Source organism: Streptomyces sp. NPDC007983 (assembly GCF_042958345.1).
Taxonomy (GTDB): Bacteria; Actinomycetota; Actinomycetes; order Streptomycetales; family Streptomycetaceae; genus Streptomyces.
Genome location: NZ_JBIBJI010000001.1, coordinates 693133 through 710555 on the forward strand (window position 1 = coordinate 693133; position 17423 = coordinate 710555).

Annotated in this window: 14 protein-coding genes; 7 read left to right on the forward strand and 7 right to left on the reverse strand. The window is 71.8% G+C overall.

Annotated features, from left to right (window positions below; translation table 11 throughout):
- Positions 1–10: 10 nt before the first annotated feature.
- Positions 11–1705, reverse strand: a complete 1695-nt coding sequence (locus ACFZCY_RS03295; protein WP_391168974.1) for a protein kinase — start codon at positions 1703–1705, stop codon at positions 11–13.
- A gap of 312 nt (positions 1706–2017) precedes the next feature.
- On the opposite strand from ACFZCY_RS03295, the gene ACFZCY_RS03300 reads away from it, so the two are divergent.
- On the forward strand, positions 2018–3616 hold the full coding sequence (locus ACFZCY_RS03300; protein WP_391168975.1) for a protein kinase: 1599 nt from the start codon (positions 2018–2020) through the stop codon (positions 3614–3616).
- Positions 3617–3698: 82 nt separating this feature from the next.
- Here the strand turns inward: ACFZCY_RS03300 and ACFZCY_RS03305 are convergent, their stop codons facing one another.
- Positions 3699–4736, reverse strand: coding sequence for a phosphotransferase (locus ACFZCY_RS03305; protein ID WP_391168977.1), 1038 nt, complete (start codon positions 4734–4736; stop codon positions 3699–3701).
- An 88-nt stretch (positions 4737–4824) separates the two neighbouring features.
- Positions 4825–5478: a response regulator gene (locus ACFZCY_RS03310; RefSeq protein WP_391168979.1), complete on the reverse strand. Its 654-nt coding sequence runs from the start codon at positions 5476–5478 to the stop codon at positions 4825–4827.
- Between the two features lie 324 nt (positions 5479–5802).
- Between ACFZCY_RS03310 and pdhA the strand changes: the two genes are divergently transcribed.
- The 5 genes from pdhA (at position 5803) to ACFZCY_RS03335 (ending at position 11390) form a co-directional block, all read left to right on the forward strand.
- Positions 5803–6966, forward strand: a complete 1164-nt coding sequence (gene pdhA, locus ACFZCY_RS03315; protein ID WP_391168980.1) for a pyruvate dehydrogenase (acetyl-transferring) E1 component subunit alpha — start codon at positions 5803–5805, stop codon at positions 6964–6966.
- Position 6967: 1 nt separating this feature from the next.
- Positions 6968–7948, forward strand: coding sequence for a transketolase C-terminal domain-containing protein (locus ACFZCY_RS03320; RefSeq protein ID WP_391168982.1), 981 nt, complete (start codon positions 6968–6970; stop codon positions 7946–7948).
- Positions 7949–7970: 22 nt separating this feature from the next.
- Positions 7971–9365: a 2-oxo acid dehydrogenase subunit E2 gene (locus ACFZCY_RS03325; protein WP_391169388.1), complete on the forward strand. Its 1395-nt coding sequence runs from the start codon at positions 7971–7973 to the stop codon at positions 9363–9365.
- 73 nt (positions 9366–9438) lie between these two features.
- A complete protein-coding gene (locus ACFZCY_RS03330) occupies positions 9439–10098 on the forward strand; it encodes an FCD domain-containing protein (RefSeq protein WP_391168984.1) in 660 nt (219 codons plus the stop codon).
- The gene (locus ACFZCY_RS03335; RefSeq protein WP_391168985.1) at positions 10095–11390 is read left to right on the forward strand and encodes an MFS transporter; all 1296 of its coding nucleotides are present in this window, start codon (positions 10095–10097) and stop codon (positions 11388–11390) included. The genes ACFZCY_RS03330 and ACFZCY_RS03335 overlap by 4 nt, the downstream gene beginning before the upstream one ends.
- 13 nt (positions 11391–11403) lie before the next feature.
- On the opposite strand, the gene ACFZCY_RS03340 is transcribed toward ACFZCY_RS03335, so the two are convergent.
- Positions 11404–12228, reverse strand: a complete 825-nt coding sequence (locus tag ACFZCY_RS03340) for a maleylpyruvate isomerase family mycothiol-dependent enzyme (RefSeq protein WP_391168987.1) — start codon at positions 12226–12228, stop codon at positions 11404–11406.
- Between the two features lie 236 nt (positions 12229–12464).
- On the opposite strand from ACFZCY_RS03340, the gene ACFZCY_RS03345 reads away from it, so the two are divergent.
- Complete coding sequence (locus ACFZCY_RS03345) at positions 12465–14291, forward strand: thioredoxin-like domain-containing protein (protein WP_391168989.1); 1827 nt, start codon at positions 12465–12467, stop codon at positions 14289–14291.
- Here ACFZCY_RS03345 and ACFZCY_RS03350 read toward each other — a convergent pair.
- The 3 genes from ACFZCY_RS03350 to ACFZCY_RS03360 form a co-directional block, all read right to left on the reverse strand.
- Positions 14288–15004, reverse strand: a complete 717-nt coding sequence (locus tag ACFZCY_RS03350; RefSeq protein ID WP_391168990.1) for an XRE family transcriptional regulator — start codon at positions 15002–15004, stop codon at positions 14288–14290. The genes ACFZCY_RS03345 and ACFZCY_RS03350 overlap by 4 nt on opposite strands.
- A gap of 210 nt (positions 15005–15214) precedes the next feature.
- Entirely contained in the window at positions 15215–16210 is a 996-nt protein-coding gene (locus tag ACFZCY_RS03355) for a hypothetical protein (RefSeq protein WP_391168992.1), read from the reverse strand.
- 344 nt (positions 16211–16554) lie between these two features.
- On the reverse strand, positions 16555–17343 hold the full coding sequence (locus ACFZCY_RS03360) for a DUF4232 domain-containing protein (protein ID WP_391168994.1): 789 nt from the start codon (positions 17341–17343) through the stop codon (positions 16555–16557).
- Positions 17344–17423: the final 80 nt, after the last annotated feature.

The following is a 17423-nucleotide window of genomic DNA, read 5'->3' on the forward strand; positions in this document are numbered from 1 at the left end:
GAGTGCTGCCTCAGCCCGGATTCCCGGTGGAGACCGTCAGCTCGATGGTGTCGGTGTCCGGGTTGTACGGCTCGTAGTTGCGGTACGTGTAGTTGAGGACCGTGCCCTTGCCCCACAGGTTCTCGTCCTGGGTCGTGACGCGGTACTTCCACCCCGCGGACCGGATGCACTTCTTCACCGAGTCGACGTAGAGGTTCTGGAAGTCGGGCACGCTGTAGGTGCCCTTCTCGTCGCTGTTCTCGTACGCGTCCTTGCACTTGGCCGGGTCGATCGTCTTCGTCTTGTCGCCCATGCGGAAGCCCGCGGCGGCCGTCGACGGGGGCGCGGAGGTCTTCTTGTCGCCGCCGCCCTTGCTCTCGTCCTTCTTGTCGCCGTCGTTGGGGCCGTTGAGGGCGACGACCACGATGACGCCGAGGACCGCGATCGCGGCCACCACGGCGGAGCCTATGATCACGCGCTTGTTGCTGTTGCCACCGCCCGCGGAACCCGGCGACCCCGGAGACCCCGGCGAGTGGGCCGGGCCGGGCGCGATGTTGTACGGCGGCGGGGTGTGCGGGCCGTGGCCGCCCTGGTACGGGGACGCGGGGGTGCCGTAGGGCTGCTGTCCCACCGGCTGGCCCACCGGCTGGCTCGGCGGCGGCGGAGTGGACGGGCCGAAGGCGCCGTACTGCCCCGCCGCGGGCTGCGGCTGGTACGGCGTCTGGACGCTGCCGGGGCCGGGGGCGGGGGTCTGCTGGTCGACGGGCGGGAAGACCGCCGCGCCGACGCCGGAGCCGCTGGTCGCGGGCGGGCCGCCGGTGATGATGATCGGGGCGGCGCCGGTCTGGCCGGTGCGGGAGACGCGGGCGCACTCGTCGCGCATGGCCTCGGCGGTCGGGAAGCGCTCGTTCGGGTTCTTCTTCAGGGCGCGGGCGACCAGCGCGTCCACCGCGGGCGGTATGGACTGGTTGATCGAGGAGGGCGCGACCGGCTCCTCCTGGACGTGCGCGTACGCGATGGCGAGCGGCGAGTCGGCGTCGAAGGGCAGCCGGCCGGTCAGCAGCTCGAAGAGCATGATGCCGACCGAGTAGAGGTCGCTGCGGGCGTCCACGCCACGGCCCAGCGCCTGCTCGGGCGAGAGGTACTGCGGGGTGCCGACGACCATGCCGGTCTGGGTCATGGAGGTGACCCCGGACTGCATGGCGCGGGCGATGCCGAAGTCCATGACTTTGACCACATTACGCTTGGTCATCATCACGTTACCGGGCTTGATGTCGCGGTGAACCAGCCCCATTTCGTGGCTGATCTCCAGCGCCGCCAGGACATCACCGGTGATTTTCAGCGCCTTTTCGGTCGGCATCGCGCCGTGTTGCCGGACATCGGCGTCGAGAACGGAACGCAGCGGATGTCCCTCGACGTACTCCATGACGATGTACGGCATGAGCGTGCCGTCGACCGAATCCTCGCCGGTGTCGTAGACCGAGACGATATTGGTGTGCGTGAGCTTCGCCACGGCCTGGGCCTCGCGGCGGAAGCGCTCGCGGAAGGACTGTTCGCGGCCCAGCTCCGTGTGCAGCGTCTTGATCGCGACCTGGCGGTCCAGCACGGAGTCGTACGCGAGGTGCACCGACGCCATGCCGCCTTCGCCGAGCAGGTCCCGCAATTGGTAACGGCCGCCGGCCAGGGAACCGCCCTGGTAACGACCAGGTGCGCCGTGCTGGCTCATGTTGTACTTCCCCCTCGGCGCACTCACCGTTCAGACCCGCACGTTTCGACGCCATGATCTTCGTGTTCCGGATATCGTGGCCAAGTCTGCCCCAGGCCACGGACACGTCAAGCCACGTGCCCGTTCCGTGACCGGATGCTCAAGAACCCGTCACGCGATTTGCAACACTTCACCGTCAACAGGTTTGATGGCCGGTCCATCACGAACCGATGCGCGGCGCGAAGGCTGTAGCGTGCCTAGCAGGAACCGTACCGCCCGCGGGCGGGGCGATCTCGACCAGACCCCCCACCTAGACCGAGACGGCGAGGACCGATGGCACAGACCCAGAGCGCTCAGGGGCCTTCCGAACCTGAGGCCACCGGGTCCGGAATGTCTGATGTGCCCGAGGCGTGGGGAAACGGTGGGCTGGTCGGCGATGGCCGCTACCGCCTCACCGGTCGCCTGGGCCGAGGCGGCATGGCGGAGGTTTTCGCCGCCGAGGACATCCGGCTCGGCCGAACGGTCGCGGTGAAGCTGCTCCGTGCCGACCTGGCCGAGGACCCGGTGTCCAAGGCCCGCTTCACTCGCGAGGCACAGTCCGTCGCGGGGCTGAACCATCACGCGGTCGTCGCGGTGTACGACTCCGGCGAGGACGTCGTCGGCCAGAGCACCGTGCCCTACATCGTGATGGAGCTGGTCGAGGGGCACACCATCCGCGACCTGCTGCTGAACGCCGAGGCGCCGCCGCCGGACCAGGCGCTGATCATCGTCTCGGGGGTGCTGGAGGCGCTCGCCTACAGCCATCAGCACGGCATCGTGCACCGTGACATCAAGCCCGCGAACGTGATCATCACCAACAGCGGCGCGGTCAAGGTGATGGACTTCGGCATCGCCCGCGCCCTGCACGGCGCGCAGTCCACCATGACCCAGACCGGCATGGTCATGGGCACCCCGCAGTACCTCTCGCCCGAGCAGGCGCTCGGCAAGGCCGTGGACCACCGCTCCGACCTGTACGCGACCGGGTGTCTGCTCTACGAACTCCTCGCGCTGCGCCCGCCGTTCACCGGTGAGACTCCTCTTTCGGTCGTTTATCAGCACGTTCAGGACAATCCGGTGCCACCGTCCGAAATTTCGGGCGGCACGGTTCCGCCGGAGCTGGACGGCCTGGTGATGCGCTCGCTCGCGAAGGACCCGGACGACCGGTTCCAGAGCGCCGAGGAGATGCGCGGACTGGTCCAGTACGCGCTGCAGATGCTCCAGGAGGCGGGTGGCCACACCGGCGTCTGGAACACCGGCCCGGTCACCCAGCACCTCGGCGGCTCCACGGGCGCGATGGGCATGGCGGGCACGACCGCGATGCCGCACCCCGGGCACGGCGACACCTCCCAGCAGCCGATGGCCGCGCCCGGCCTGGGCGACGGCGGCGGCTACGACGGCGGTTACGACGGGGGCTCCGGCCGGGGCCGCCGGGGTGGCCGCGGCAAGCTGTGGCTGATCGCGGCGCTCGCCGTGATCGCCGTGGCGGTCGGGGTCGCGTTCGCGCTCAACTACGGCGGCAACGACGACAAGGGCAAGCAGCCGAGCAAGAACCCGTCGTCGACCGCGCAGAAGGAGACCAAGGAGCCGAGCAAGGAGCCCACGGAGGAGACGACGGCGCCGCCGACGAGCGACGACTCCACCGGCGGTACGGGCGACTACACCCCCTCCCAGGACCCGACCGGCCCCTCGTACACCGGGCAGCCCAGCAATCCCGGGGTGCCGAACGAGCCGACCAGCGGCCCGACCGGCCTCCCGACGGACACCGAGACCACGCCGGACGACGGCAACAGCCCGACCACGCCGCCCGACGACGGCGAGACGACGCCGCCCGACGAAGGTGGCAGCGGCGAGCCGACCGGCGGCGGGCTCCCGAGCGGCGAGGGCCTCGGCTGACCTCGTCCTCCCATGACCATGACTGCCCCGGCACCGCGCGAGTGGTGCCGGGGCAGTCGCATGAGCACGGGAAGCGCGCGTGTCAGCCGCAGAAGGCGTCGCGGACCGCCTCGTACTCCCGCGTCCACCACACCACCAGCGCGGCCGCGGCGGGGAACTGCGGATCGGCGCGGTGGTCGCCGCGCTGGTAGTGCCAGCGCAGCATCCAGAAGTCGTTGAGCCGCTCCCACCACACCCGGTGCACGGCCGCGGCCATCTCGGCGGCCCCGGCGCCCGCCATGCGGCGGTAGGCCCGCGCGTAGGACCGGACCTTGGTCAGCTCCAGGGTGCCGCCGGGGCGTACGAAGAAGATCGCGGCGGCGCGTACGGCCTCCTCGGCGCGCGGCTGGACGCCCAGCCGGTCCCAGTCGACGATCGCGGCCGGTTCGGTGTCCCGGTAGAGCAGGTTCAGCGGGTGGAAGTCGCCGTGCACCCATCCCGTGGCCGGGATCGCGTCCGCCTCCGGGCGGCGGTGGGCGTGCCGCTCCAGCAGCGCGCGGCGCTCGGTCAGCCGGTGCTCGGCCAGTTCGTCGAAGGTGTCGCGCGGCCGGTGGCCGCGGACCAGGGCCAGCAGCTCGTCTATGACGGCGAAGGTGTCCTCGGGGTCGGCCGCGGGCTCCGGTGGCTCGCGGTCGCAGGCCCGGGCCCGCATGACCTGCTCCAGACAGGTGTGGGCGAACCCCAGCAGCCCGCCAAGACCCCAGCACTGGGGCGTGGTCAGCGCGGCGCCGTCGCGGTGCCGCCCGTCGATCCAGGGGTGGAGGGCGTAGCAGCGGCCGCCGATGACGGCGACGGTGCGGCCGTGGGCGTCCGGGACCGGCGGGGCGACCGGCAGGCCGAGCGCGCCCAGCCGCTGGGTGGCCCGGTGCTGGCGGGCGATGGCGGTGCGGTCGCCGTCGAGGTGGTGCTTGAGGAAGAACCGGCCGCGGGTGGTGGCGAGCCGGTAGCCGCGGTTGAGCAGGCCCTCGGTGAGGGGGTCGCAGGACACCGGCTCACCGGCCCGGTCGTAGCGGCGGAGCAGGGCGCTCAGGGTTTCCCCGTCGGGAGCGGCCTCGGCGAGGTGTACATGTGAGCGCGGCACTTGCCAGATGTTAGATCACCTGGCGTCACGGACCGTGCGTGAGTTGACGCGGCAGGCCGAATGGTGCTTGGGGGCGATCAGCCCGGGACTAGTTCTTCCGGGCCTGCATCCGGGCCACGAAGGCGGCGGCCTGCGAGCGGCGCTCCATGCCGAGCTTGGACAGCAGGCTGGAGACATAGTTCTTGATCGTCTTCTCGGCGAGGTGCAGCCGCTCGCCGATCACCCGGTTGGTCAGCCCCTCCCCGATCAGGATCAGGATCCGGCGCTCCTGCTCGGTGAGGGCGGCGAGCCGGTCGTCGGGCTTGGTGCCGCCGCGCAGCCGCTCCAGCACCCGGGCGGTGGCCACCGGGTCGAGCAGCGAGCGGCCCGCGGCCACGTCCCGGACGGCGGCGAGCAGTTCGCTGCCGCGGATGTCCTTGAGCACGTAACCGGACGCGCCCGCCATGATCGCGTCGAACAGGGCCTCGTCGTCGGCGAAGGAGGTGAGCATCATGCAGCGGATGGCCTCGTCGCGCGAGCGGATCTCCCGGCAGACCTCGACGCCGCTGCGGTCGGGCAGCCGGATGTCGAGCACGGCGACGTCGGGGCGGGTCGCGAGGATCCGGGCGAGGGCGTCGGCCGCGGTGCCCGCCTCACCGACCACCTCCATGTCCGGCTCGGCGGCCAGCAGCTCGCGCACGCCACGTCGTACGACTTCATGGTCGTCGAGTAGGAAAATCCTGATTTTTCCTTCTTCGCGCACGGCTCCAGTCTCACATACGAAGTCTTCCCGTGCCTTTGTCCAGCGGGATAACGTGCGGTGGGCCGACGGTCGGCGAGGCTGTGACCAGTGGATGTTCACCCGAGTGCGCGATTTACTTGGAAATCCAAGCAAAATTGCAGGTCAGGTGGGGTTTCGCAGAGATGCGGAGCACTGGGTAACGTGCCTTGTGCGGGGCCGACCGCCGGGAACCTGTCACGCCCGGACGGACGTTTCGTCGCACCCACCCCGTGCGTCGTCGTCGGACGGGCGAGCCGCAACTGGCCGCCGGCGGATCCCGGAGGCCGGACAGACGGAGGAGCACACGTGACCGTGGAGAGCACTGCCGCGCGCAAGCCGCGCCGCAGCGGAGCCAAGCGCAGCACCAGCGCGCGGAGCACGAAGAAGCAGTCGGCGGAGCCGGAACTCGTACAGCTGCTGACCCCGGAGGGCGAGCGCGTCGAGCACCCCGAGTACGCGATCGACCTCACCCCCGACGAGCTGCGCGGCCTGTACCGGGACATGGTGCTGACGCGGCGCTTCGACGCCGAGGCCACCACCCTCCAGCGCCAGGGCGAACTGGGCCTGTGGGCCTCGCTGCTCGGCCAGGAGGCCGCACAGATCGGCTCCGGCCGGGCGCTGCGCGACGACGACTACGTCTTTCCGACCTACCGTGAGCACGGCGTCGCCTGGTGCCGTGGGGTCGACCCGACCAATCTGCTGGGCATGTTCCGTGGGGTGAACCACGGCGGCTGGGATCCCAACAGCAACAACTTCCACCTGTACACCATCGTCATCGGTGCGCAGACGCTGCACGCCACCGGCTACGCGATGGGCGTGGCCAAGGACGGCGCGGACTCCGCCGTGCTGGCCTACTTCGGCGACGGCGCCTCCAGCCAGGGCGACGTGGCCGAGTCGTTCACCTACTCCGCGGTCTACAACGCCCCGGTCGTCTTCTTCTGCCAGAACAACCAGTGGGCCATCTCCGAGCCCACCGAGAAGCAGACCCGGGTGCCGCTCTACCAGCGCGCCCAGGGCTACGGCTTCCCGGGCGTCCGGGTGGACGGCAACGACGTGCTGGCCTGTCTCGCCGTCACCAAGGCGGCGCTGGAGCGGGCCCGCACCGGCCAGGGGCCGACGCTGGTCGAGGCGTTCACCTACCGCATGGGCGCCCACACCACCTCCGACGACCCGACGCGCTACCGCTCGTCGGAGGAGCGTGAGCTGTGGGAGACCAAGGACCCGATCCTGCGGCTGCGCACCTTCCTCACCAACGAGAACCTCGCGGACGACGCGTTCTTCGCCGGTCTGGAGGAGGAGGCCGACGCGCTCGCCAAGCGGGTGCGGGAGGCGGTCCGGGCCATGCCCGACCCCGGCCACATGGCGCTGTTCGAGCACACCTACGCCGACGGCCACGCCCTCGTGGACGAGGAGCGGGCCCAGTTCGCGGCGTACCAGGCTTCGTTCGTCACCGCCGAGGAAGGCATCTGACATGGCCGCTGAGAAGATGTCGCTCTCCAAGGCGATCAACGCGTCGCTGCGCACGGCGCTCGACAGCGACCCCAAGGTCCTGATCATGGGGGAGGACGTCGGCAAGCTCGGCGGCGTCTTCCGCGTCACCGACGGGCTGCAGAAGGACTTCGGCGAGGACCGGGTCATCGACACCCCGCTGGCCGAGTCCGGCATCGTCGGCACCGCGATCGGGCTGGCGCTGCGCGGCTACCGGCCGGTGGTGGAGATCCAGTTCGACGGTTTCGTCTTCCCCGCGTACGACCAGATCGTCACGCAGCTCGCCAAGATGCACGCGCGGTCGCTCGGCAAGGTCAAGATGCCGGTCGTCATCCGCATCCCGTACGGCGGCGGCATCGGCGCGGTCGAGCACCACAGCGAGTCCCCCGAGGCGCTGTTCGCGCACGTCGCCGGGTTGAAGGTGATCTCGCCCTCCAACGCCTCCGACGCCTACTGGATGCTCCAGCAGGCCATCGGCAGCGACGACCCGGTGATCTACTTCGAGCCCAAGCGCCGCTACCACGACAAGGGCGAGGTCGACACCTCGGCGATCCCCGGCCCCCTGCACGCCGCGCGGGTGGCGCGGCCCGGCACCGACCTCACCCTCGCGGCCTACGGCCCGATGGTGAAGGTCGCGCTGGACGCCGCCGCGGCCGCCGCCGAGGAGGGCAAGTCGCTGGAGGTCGTGGATCTGCGGTCGATGTCGCCGATCGATTTCGACACGGTCCAGCGGTCCGTCGAGCGGACCGGCAGGCTGGTCGTGGTGCATGAGGCACCGGTTTTCCTGGGGACCGGTGCGGAGATCGCCGCGCGCATCACCGAGCGGTGTTTCTACCACCTCCAGGCCCCGGTGCTGCGGGTCGGCGGCTATCACGCGCCGTACCCGCCCTCGCGGCTGGAGGACGAGTACCTGCCCGACCTGGACCGGGTGCTCGACGCCGTAGACCGTGCGTTGGCGTACTGAAGGGCTTGAGGAGATCGTGACGATGACCGCAGTCGAGCAGCGCTTCCGTGAGTTCAAGATGCCCGACGTGGGCGAGGGACTGACCGAGGCGGAGATCCTCAAGTGGCTGGTGGCGCCGGGCGACACCGTGACCGACGGTCAGGTGGTCTGCGAGGTCGAGACCGCCAAGGCCGCGGTGGAACTGCCCATCCCGTTCGACGGGGTGGTGCACGAGCTGCGCTTCGGCGAGGGCACCACCGTGGACGTGGGCACGGCGATCATCTCGGTGGACACCGACCCGGGCGCCGGAGCCGTGCCCGAGGTCGCCGCCGCGCCGGAACCCGCCGCCGAGGCCCCGGCCGAGGCCGCCGAGCCGGAGGGGCGCCAGGCCAACCTGGTCGGCTACGGGGCCGCGCCCTCCTCCACCAAGCGCCGCCCGCGCAAGGCCCAGCCGGGCGGGCAGCGCCCGGCGGCCGAGGCCGCCCCGGCCCCGGCGCCCGCGCCCGCGGCGCCCGCCGCTCCGGTGCGCCCGGAGCCCGCGCCCGAGCTGAACGGCCACACCGGCACCGCCCGCCCGCTGGCCAAGCCCCCGGTCCGCAAGCTCGCCAAGGACCTCGGGATCGACCTGGCGACGATCACCCCGACCGGCCCCGGCGGGATCATCACCCGCGAGGACGTCCACGCGGCCGCGGAAGCCCCCGCGGCGGCCCCGGAGCCCGTGGCCCCCGCCGCGGGCGCGCGGGAGCGCCGGGTGCCCGTCAAGGGCGTACGGAAGGCCACCGCGCAGGCGATGGTGGACAGCGCCTTCACCGCCCCGCACGTCACGGAGTTCGTCACCGTCGACGTCACCCGCACCATGAAGCTGGTCGCCGACCTCAAGCAGGACCCGGAGCTGGCCGGGCTGCGGGTGAACCCGCTGCTCCTGGTCGCCAAGGCGCTGCTGGTGGCCATCAAGCGCAACCCGGACGTCAACGCCTCCTGGGACCAGGAGAACCAGGAGATCGTCCACAAGGACTACGTCAACCTGGGCATCGCCGCCGCCACCCCGCGCGGTCTGATCGTCCCGAACATCAAGGACGCCCACGCCAAGACGCTGCCCGAGCTGGCCGCCGCCCTCGGTGACCTGGTGTCCACCGCCCGCGAGGGCAGGACCAGCCCGGCGGCGATGTCCGGCGGCACGGTGACCATCACCAACGTCGGCGTCTTCGGCATCGACACCGGCACCCCGATCCTCAACCCCGGGGAGTCGGCGATCCTCGCCTTCGGCGCGGTCAAGCTCCAGCCGTGGGTCCACAAGGGCGAGGTCAAGCCGCGCCAGGTGACGACCCTCGCGCTCTCCTTCGACCACCGGCTGGTCGACGGCGAGCTGGGCTCCAAGGTGCTCGCGGACGTCGCGGCCATCCTGGAGCGCCCCAAGCGCCTGATCACCTGGGGTTAGCGGCACGATCCCCCGTCCGCATCGCGGACGGGGGATGGGCGCGCATACGTCTTGTATCTATGCTGTGCGCATCATGAGTACCGCCGATACGGCCACCAAGCCGCCGCCCGCCGCCGAACGCGTCTACACCCATGTCAAACAAGCCGTTCTCCAGCGCCGCTACGAGGGCGGCACGCTGCTGAGCGAGGGCGAGCTGGCCGAGGCCGTGGGGGTCTCCCGTACGCCGGTCCGCGAGGCCCTGCTGCGCCTGGAGGCCGAGGGGCTGCTGAAGCTCTACCCCAAGAAGGGCGCGCTGGTGCTGCCCGTCTCCGCCCAGGAGATCGCGGACGTGGTGGAGACCCGGCTGCTGGTCGAGCAGCACGCGGTCGCCAAGGTGGTGCCCGCCGGGGAGCGGCTGCTGCGGCGGCTGGAGGAGCTGCTGGAGGAGCAGAAGGGGCACGCGGCGACCGGCGACCTGGCCGCGTTCGCGGCCGCGGACCGCTGCTTCCACGCGGAGATCGTCCGGGCGGCGGGGAACACGATCCTGGCCCAGCTGTACGACCAGCTGCGCGACCGGCAGCTGCGGATGGGCGTGGCCACCATGCACGCCGAGCCGGACCGGATCGCCAAGAACATCACCGAGCACACCGAGATCCTGGACGCCCTGCGCGCCGGGGACGCGGGCTCGGCGGCCGGGTTCGTCCAGCGCCACATCAGCTGGGTGAACACCCTCGCCCGGGGAGATGTGCGATGACCACGGCCCGATTGCCCGGGGACCCGCCCGGGGGACGGCGTGCCGTCGCCATCTGGGGCCTGGGCGTCGCCGTCTACTTCGTCGCCATCGTCTACCGCACCAGCCTGGGCGTGGCCGGGATCGACGCCGCCGAGCGCTTCCACATCAACGCCTCGGCGCTGTCGACCTTCTCCATGCTCCAGGTGCTCGTCTACGCGGGGATGCAGATACCGGTCGGGCTGATGGTCGACCGGCTCGGCACCCGCAAGGTGCTGGCGCTGGGGATCGTACTGTTCACCGTCGGCCAGTTCGGCTTCGCGCTGTCCCACACGTACCCCATGGCGCTGGGCTCCCGGGCGCTGCTCGGCTGCGGTGACGCGATGACGTTCATCAGCGTGCTGCGGCTCGGCTCACGCTGGTTCCCGGCCCGCCGGGGGCCGCTGGTCGGGCAGATAGCCGGGCTGATCGGGATGGCGGGCAACCTGGTCTCCACGCTGGTGATCGCCCAGACCCTGCACAGCGTCGGCTGGACCCCGACCTTCGCGGGCAGCGCGGTCGGCGGGGTGGTCATCCTCGTCCTGGTGCTGCTCTTCCTCAAGGACCACCCGGAGGGGCACGAACCGCCGCCCGCGTCCCGGACGGACAAGAGCTTCGTGCGCCGGCAGATCGTGGACGCCTGGCGTGAGCCCGGCACCCGGCTGGGCATGTGGACGCACTTCACCACCCAGTTCCCCGCCATGGTCTTCCTGCTGCTGTGGGGGATGCCGTTCCTGGTGGAGGCACAGGGGCTGTCCCGCGGGGTCGCCGGTGAGCTGCTGACGGTGGTGGTGCTGTCCAACATCGTGATCGGCCTGGTCTACGGGCAGGTCATCGCCCGCCACCACGCCGCCCGCACCCCGCTGGCCCTCGGCACGGTCGGCGCCACCGCGCTGGTGTGGGGCACCGTGCTGTGCTGGCCGGGCGACCACGCGCCGCTGTGGATGCTGGCCGTCATGTGCGCGGTGCTCGGCGCGTGCGGGCCCGCGTCGATGATCGGCTTCGACTTCGCCCGCCCCGCCAACCCGCCCGAGCGGACCGGAACCGCCTCCGGGATCGTCAACATGGGCGGATTCACGGCCTCGATGAGTACTTTGCTCGCCATCGGCGTACTCCTGGACATGACCGGTGACGACTTCCGCATCGCCTTCGCGGTGGTGTTCGTGCTCCAGGCGCTCGGCGTCTCCCAGATCCTGCGGCTGCGCGGCCGCGCGCACCGCCGGGAGCGCGAGCGCGTGGTCGCGAGCCGCGTCGAGGCGGTGCACGTACCGGCGTGAGCCCCTTACCCGGTCACGGGGTGATCGCGAAGTGCGCCAGGATGGCGTCGGCCAGCTGCTGGTCCCCCTCGACCTTCACCTGTTCGGCGACGGCCTCGGCGCGCACCCGGCCGCAGGCGAGCCGCACGTACGTCTCCCAGTCCAGGGAGAGCGTGACGGTCGGGCCCAGGGACACACTGCCGTCGATCGTGGCCCGGCCGTCCGCGTCCACCCGCACGGTGCGCATGAACTCGATCGGTCCGTTCACGTCGAAGACCACCGCCGACTGCGGCGCCGCGCCCGCGTCCTTGGCGACCACCTTCGGCAGCGCGGCCAGCAGCACGTCCCGGGTGAGGTACCCGCCCGGCGAGTCCAGGTTGCCGGGCTGGTTCAGGGCCCGCCGCAGATCCTGCTCGTGCACCCACACATCGAGGGCCCGGCGGGTCAGGGCCTCTTCGAGGGACACCTCGCCACCGCCGGGCCAGCGCACCATCGTCTCCGGCTGCCGCTTCTCGTTGCGCAGCTGACGGGACCGCCGGATGACGGTGTACTCCAGCTCGGAGGTCATCTCGGGGGCCGTGTGGCAGCGCCGCACGTCGACCTGGACCTCGTGGTAACGCCCCAGCTCGCCGGTCATGTGGAACAGGTCGCGCGGCAGGGAGTGGATGGGGCGCGGATCACCGAGCATCTCGCACTCGAGGCCGATCACGTGCGAGACGACGTCCCGCACCGACCAGCCCGGGCATTCGGTGGCGCGGTTCCATTCGCTCTCCGCGAGCGGGTTCACCAACTCCGATATGGCGTCGATGGAATGCGTCCAGGCGTCGATGGAGGTCTGAAGGCTGGGATGGACGGTCACGGGACCCCTCGGGCGGTTGGTACGCGGGCTGGGTGCAGGTGTGTGGCTTCAAGTTACGCTGCCCACGCGCGCGAGGGCAGTGCTTCGAGTCCGATCGTAGGCCCGGAACGGCGGCTTGCCGCGTGTCGGCGGCGGCCGTGCGCGGCGCCCCGCACGGCGGACCGGGACGGACCGGGGCGAGCCGGTCGAACCGGCCCGCGGGAATGCGTTTCCCCCACCTGATGTTGGATGGGGACATGGCTCCACGTGCACGCGTCCGCGCCCCCGAGCTGACCGGGCGAGGCGGCTGGCTCAACACCGGCGGCAAAGACCTCGGTCTCGCGGATCTGCGAGGCCGCATCGTCATCCTCGACTTCTGGACGTTCTGCTGTGTGAACTGTCTGCACGTCCTGGACGAGCTGCGCGAGCTGGAGGAGAAGCACCGCGACACCGTCGTGATCGTCGGAGTGCACTCGCCGAAGTTCGTCCACGAGGCCGACCACCGGGCCGTCGTGGACGCCGTCGAGCGCTACGAGGTGCACCACCCGGTCCTCGACGACCCGGAGCTGGCCACCTGGAAGAGTTACGCGGTGCGGGCCTGGCCCACCCTCGTCGTGATCGACCCCGAGGGGTACGTGGTCGCCCAGCACGCGGGCGAGGGCCACGCCCACGCCATCGAGACCCTGGTGGGGCAGCTGGAGGCCGAGCACGCGGCCAAGGGCACCCTGCGCCGCGGCGACGGCCCGTACGTGCCGCCGGAGCCGGTCCCCACCGAGCTGCGCTTCCCCGGCAAGGCGCTGCTGCTGCCCGGCGGCACCTTCCTGGTCTCCGACACCACCCGCCACCAGCTGGTGGAGCTGGCGGCGGACGGTGAGCGGGTGCTGCGGCGGATCGGCGCCGGCGAGCGCGGCTTCACCGACGGCCCGGCGGACCGGGCCCGGTTCAGCGAGCCGCAGGGCCTCGCCGCGCTGCCCGACGGCACGGTGGCGGTCGCCGACACCGTGAACCACGCGCTGCGCCGCTTCGACCCCGCGACCGGTGAGGTCACCACGCTCGCCGGGACCGGCCGCCAGTGGTGGCAGGGCTCGCCCGCCGAGGGACCCGCCCGCGACATCGACCTGTCCTCCCCCTGGGACCTCGCCTGGTTCGCCGGCCGGCTGTGGATCGCCATGGCGGGCGTGCACCAGCTGTGGACGTACGAGCCGGAGACCCAGGTCGTCGCGGCCGCCGCCGGGACCACCAACGAGGGCCTGGTGGACGGGCCCGCGGACCAGGCGTGGTTCTCCCAGCCCTCCGGGCTCGCCGCGAGCGGCGACCGGCTGTGGGTCGCCGACTCCGAGAGCTCCGCGGTGCGCTGGGTCGAGCGGGACGGCGACGGCTTCGCCGTCCGTACCGCCGTCGGCACCGGGCTCTTCGACTTCGGCCACCGGGACGGCGCCGCCGGCCAGGCCCTGCTGCAGCATCCGCTGGGCGTCACCGCGCTGCCCGACGGCTCGGTCGCCGTCGCGGACACCTACAACCACGCGCTGCGCCGCTACGACCCGGCCACCGGCGAGGTCTCCACGCTCGCCACGGATCTGCGCGAGCCGTCCGGCGCGGTGCTGGTCGACCAGGACATCGTGGTCGTGGAGTCCGCCCGGCACCGGCTGACCCGGCTGCGGCTGCCCGAGGAGGCCGTACGGGTCGAGGCGGTGGCCCACCGCACCCAGCGCGCCGCCACCGACATCGCCCCGGGCACGCTCCGGCTGGACGTGGTCTTCCAGGCGCCCGCGGGCCAGAAGCTGGACACCCGCTACGGCCCCTCCACCCGGCTGCTGGTCAGCTCCACCCCGCCCCGGCTGCTGGCGGGCGGTGAGGGCGCGGGCACGGATCTGCGCCGCGAACTGGTCCTGGCCGAGGGGGTCACCGAGGGCGTGCTGCACGTCTCGGCGATGGCCGCGTCCTGCGACGACGACCCTGAGAACGAGTACCCGGCCTGCCATGTGCACCAGCAGGACTGGGGCGTTCCGGTCCGGGTCACCGAGGGCGGCGCGGCCCGGCTGCCGCTGGTGCTGGCCGGGCTGGACGAGGAGGAGTCCGGCTAGTCGGGGCAGTTGCGGAGCGTCGTGTACTGCACCTGGTCATGATCGATCCGGATGGCCGGGATCCACATCCGCTTGCCGTCCTTCACGACGCGGAACCACATGCTGCTGTGGCCGCCCGCCTCGTCGGTGACGGTGACGCCGTTGGCGATGCGGCAGTCGGCGCGCAGGACGTCGCCGTGCCACGCCCGCCCGGCGATGTTCGCGGGCCGGTAGGCCATGTACGGATCCTCGGCCAGCCCCAGCGAGCAGGTGCGGACGCGCTTGTCCCGGCAGTCCTTCTCGGTGTTGTAGACGGTGATCCGCGCCGCGGCGCCCGGGGAGGGCTTGTCGTCGTCGGACGACCTGGCGGCGATGACCGTGGCCGTCGCCCCGGCCGCCACGGCGACCGTGCCCACCGCCGCGAGGATGAGCCGCAGCCGCCGCCGGGGCGTCCGGTCCTCCGGGGACGGCGCCGGGACGCCGTCGGCCGCGACGGCCGCCCCGGGCTCCTCGGCGGGGGCCGCCTCGTTGGCCCGGTGGAGCAGCCTCACCAGCTCGGGCAGCCGGTCCTCGGCGGTGAAGGAGAGCTTGCCCCACTGGACCAGGAGCCGTTCGTCGGGGAGGCTCTGGCCGCGCAGATAGCGGGAGAGCGAGGAGCGGCTGGCGGGCAGCCGCCCCTCCAGCTCCTTGAGGCTCAGGCCCAGTTCGCCGTGCATGTGGCGCAGAGCGGTCACGAATTCCCGTACCGGGCCGGAAAGTTCCTCGGGAAGCGGGGCGAGCGGCTTTCGTCGTGGATTCTCGGACTGATTCGGATGCGCTGGCACGCTTCCCATTGGAGCATGTGGATCATGAACATGGCGAGCGGCACGTCCACACCCCCGAGGTGGACGTGCCGCTCGTTACCGGAACCGGATCGCTTACGGACCAGGCCGTGAACTTTCCGCTCAGTCCGTGAACTTCAGCGGTCGGTAGGGCTTGTACTCGCTGCCCGGCTCCAGGCCGTAGGTACGGGTCGTGTGGTCCGTACCGAAGTCACCGCGCTGCTCGTAGGAGGTGTACGAGGTGTGGGCGTCGTTGTTCCACTTCTCGAACATCACCACGTGGCGGGTGTTGTTGTCGCCGGAGGCGTCGATCAGCAGATCGCCCGGCTTGAGGTCGCCCACGGCGATGGGCTTGGTGATGCCGGAGCCGGTGAGGCCCACGGTGTTGGTGCCGGGCGCCTTCAGGCCCAGCGCCATGGAGACATAGCCCGAGCAGTCCTGACGGAAGCCGTCCTTCCAGATCTTGGCCTGGCTGTACGGGACCCGGCCGCCGCCGTTGGCCGTGAGCCAGGTGGCGGCGCGCTGCAGCGCCTCGGCGCGGGTGCCGCCGGGCTGGGGCGGCTTCGGCGGCTGCTGACCGCCGTTCTGCACGGGGACGCCGGGCAGCGAGTCCTCGGGGATGTCCACCGCGAGGACGGTCAGGAAGCCGTTGACCGGCCCGGTGATGTGCGCCATGTACGTCGAGCAGGCGCCGCCCTCGCACGCCTTCTTGCCGGTGTCGACCTGGTAGTCGGCGGTGATGCGGTCCTGCCCCGCGGCGCTCTTGTTGATCATGCCGACGGAACGGGAGCCGGGGTCGGCCGTCTCGTGGACGATCCAGCGCGTGCCCCAGGTGGGGAAGTCGGCCGCGGCCGCCGCCTTGGTGCCGAACTCCCCGCTGGTCGTCTTCAGCTCGAGGGCGGCGCCCTTGCCCTTCGCGGCCTTCGTGTCACGGCTCATGGCGTTCTTGCCGGCCGCCTGGGCCTTGCCCGCCTTTTCCGCCTTCGCGTCATGGCCGCCGGTGTCCCCGCCGCCCGAGCAGCCCACGAGTCCGGCGGCGCCGATGGACGCCGCGGCGATCGTGGGGAGCACCGTGCGCAGGACGGTCCGGCGCCGGGCGGGTGTGGTGGAGTGCGTCATGTGTGGAATCCCCCTGTGACGAAAGAGCGGGCCGACTGGCCGTCGGAGCCGCTCGGCCGAGGCCGCCGGGCCGGTCCGCCGCGGCGACGGGAACCACTCTCGGCCGGAGGGCGGGGGTTTTCGGGGGAGCGTGTGTCCCATGGGACGTCCCGTCCCGTCGCACTCCTCTGACCTGCCGGAACCATCACGGGGACGGCCGGGCGCGGGACATCGGCGGTGGCGCGGTGGGACACGACGGGACAACGGACGGCCCCCGCCGGAGGCGGGGGCCGTCGGGGACACGTAGCCGGGGGGAGACGGCTACGTGTCCGTCTGGGAAACCCTTGGCGCGCCGGGCGCGCCGATTACCAGGTGAGCGCGTCGGAGGCGGTGCTCTGCCAGTAGGTCACCTGCGCGGAGCTGTCGACGTACACCCCGCCGCCCGGCAGACTCACGGTGGTCGAGTTGTCGAGACCCTTGAGGAACACCTCGAGCTGGGACTCCTTGGCGCCGCCCGAGCCCGAGCCGTCGCCGCTGGAGGTGGTGATGCCCGCGTAGGCGGACTCGCCGGGGGCCAGTGTGACGACGGCCTGCGGCTTGGTGTCCTCGGCGGCCGGGGTGGCGGCCTGCGCGTTGCCGAAGCGGAGGATGGGGTAGTAGGGGACGTTGCAGTCCACCCCGGCCCGGTTGGTGAACTTCAGCAGCAGGTGGTTGACGGGCCGCCTGACGGCCTGGACCTCCACCGCGGCCTTGTCGACGTCGCAGCTGCCGATCTCCTGGGTGTCGTCCGACCCGGAGCCGCCGCCGTTCTGCGAGGCCGCGCCCCCGCTCTTCCCGGCCTTCTCCTCGGTGTCCTGCGTACCGCCGGTGCCGCTGCCCTGCGCACCGCCCTTGGCGCCGCCGGTGCCGTTCCCGCCGGTTCCGTTCCCGCCGCCGGTGCCGCTCTCGCCGCTGCCCTGGGCCCCGGCGTCGGCGCCGCCCTGCTCGGCCTGGGCCGTGGCCGAGGACTCGGCCTTGCCCGAGCTCTTGGCACCCGTACCGTCGTTGTCGCCGCAGGCCGTGAGGGTCAGGCCCGCGGCGACGACCGTCAGGCCCGCGGCGACCGAGCGGAGGGCGCGGGAGTGGCGGGCGAGGAAGGCGGTGGCGTGCGACATGGTGGGTTCCCCCGGTGAGGTTCGGCTGCTGTCCGGTACGACAACAACTCTGTCCGGGGCCGCTGGCGTATCGCTGCCGT

Bases quoted from the DNA above. Each gene is read 5' to 3' on its own strand.
- ACFZCY_RS03295 (WP_391168974.1), bottom strand. From the start codon at position 1,705: ATGAGCCAGCACGGCGCACCTGGTCGTTACCAGGGCGGTTCCCTGGCC.
- ACFZCY_RS03325 (WP_391169388.1), top strand. From the start codon at position 7,971: ATGACCGCAGTCGAGCAGCGCTTCCGTGAGTTCAAGATGCCCGACGTG.
- ACFZCY_RS03330 (WP_391168984.1), top strand. From the start codon at position 9,439: ATGAGTACCGCCGATACGGCCACCAAGCCGCCGCCCGCCGCCGAACGC.
- ACFZCY_RS03360 (WP_391168994.1), bottom strand. From the start codon at position 17,343: ATGTCGCACGCCACCGCCTTCCTCGCCCGCCACTCCCGCGCCCTCCGC.
- ACFZCY_RS03320 (WP_391168982.1), top strand. From the start codon at position 6,968: ATGGCCGCTGAGAAGATGTCGCTCTCCAAGGCGATCAACGCGTCGCTG.
- ACFZCY_RS03300 (WP_391168975.1), top strand. From the start codon at position 2,018: ATGGCACAGACCCAGAGCGCTCAGGGGCCTTCCGAACCTGAGGCCACC.
- ACFZCY_RS03345 (WP_391168989.1), top strand. From the start codon at position 12,465: ATGGCTCCACGTGCACGCGTCCGCGCCCCCGAGCTGACCGGGCGAGGC.
- ACFZCY_RS03335 (WP_391168985.1), top strand. From the start codon at position 10,095: ATGACCACGGCCCGATTGCCCGGGGACCCGCCCGGGGGACGGCGTGCC.
- ACFZCY_RS03355 (WP_391168992.1), bottom strand. From the start codon at position 16,210: ATGACGCACTCCACCACACCCGCCCGGCGCCGGACCGTCCTGCGCACG.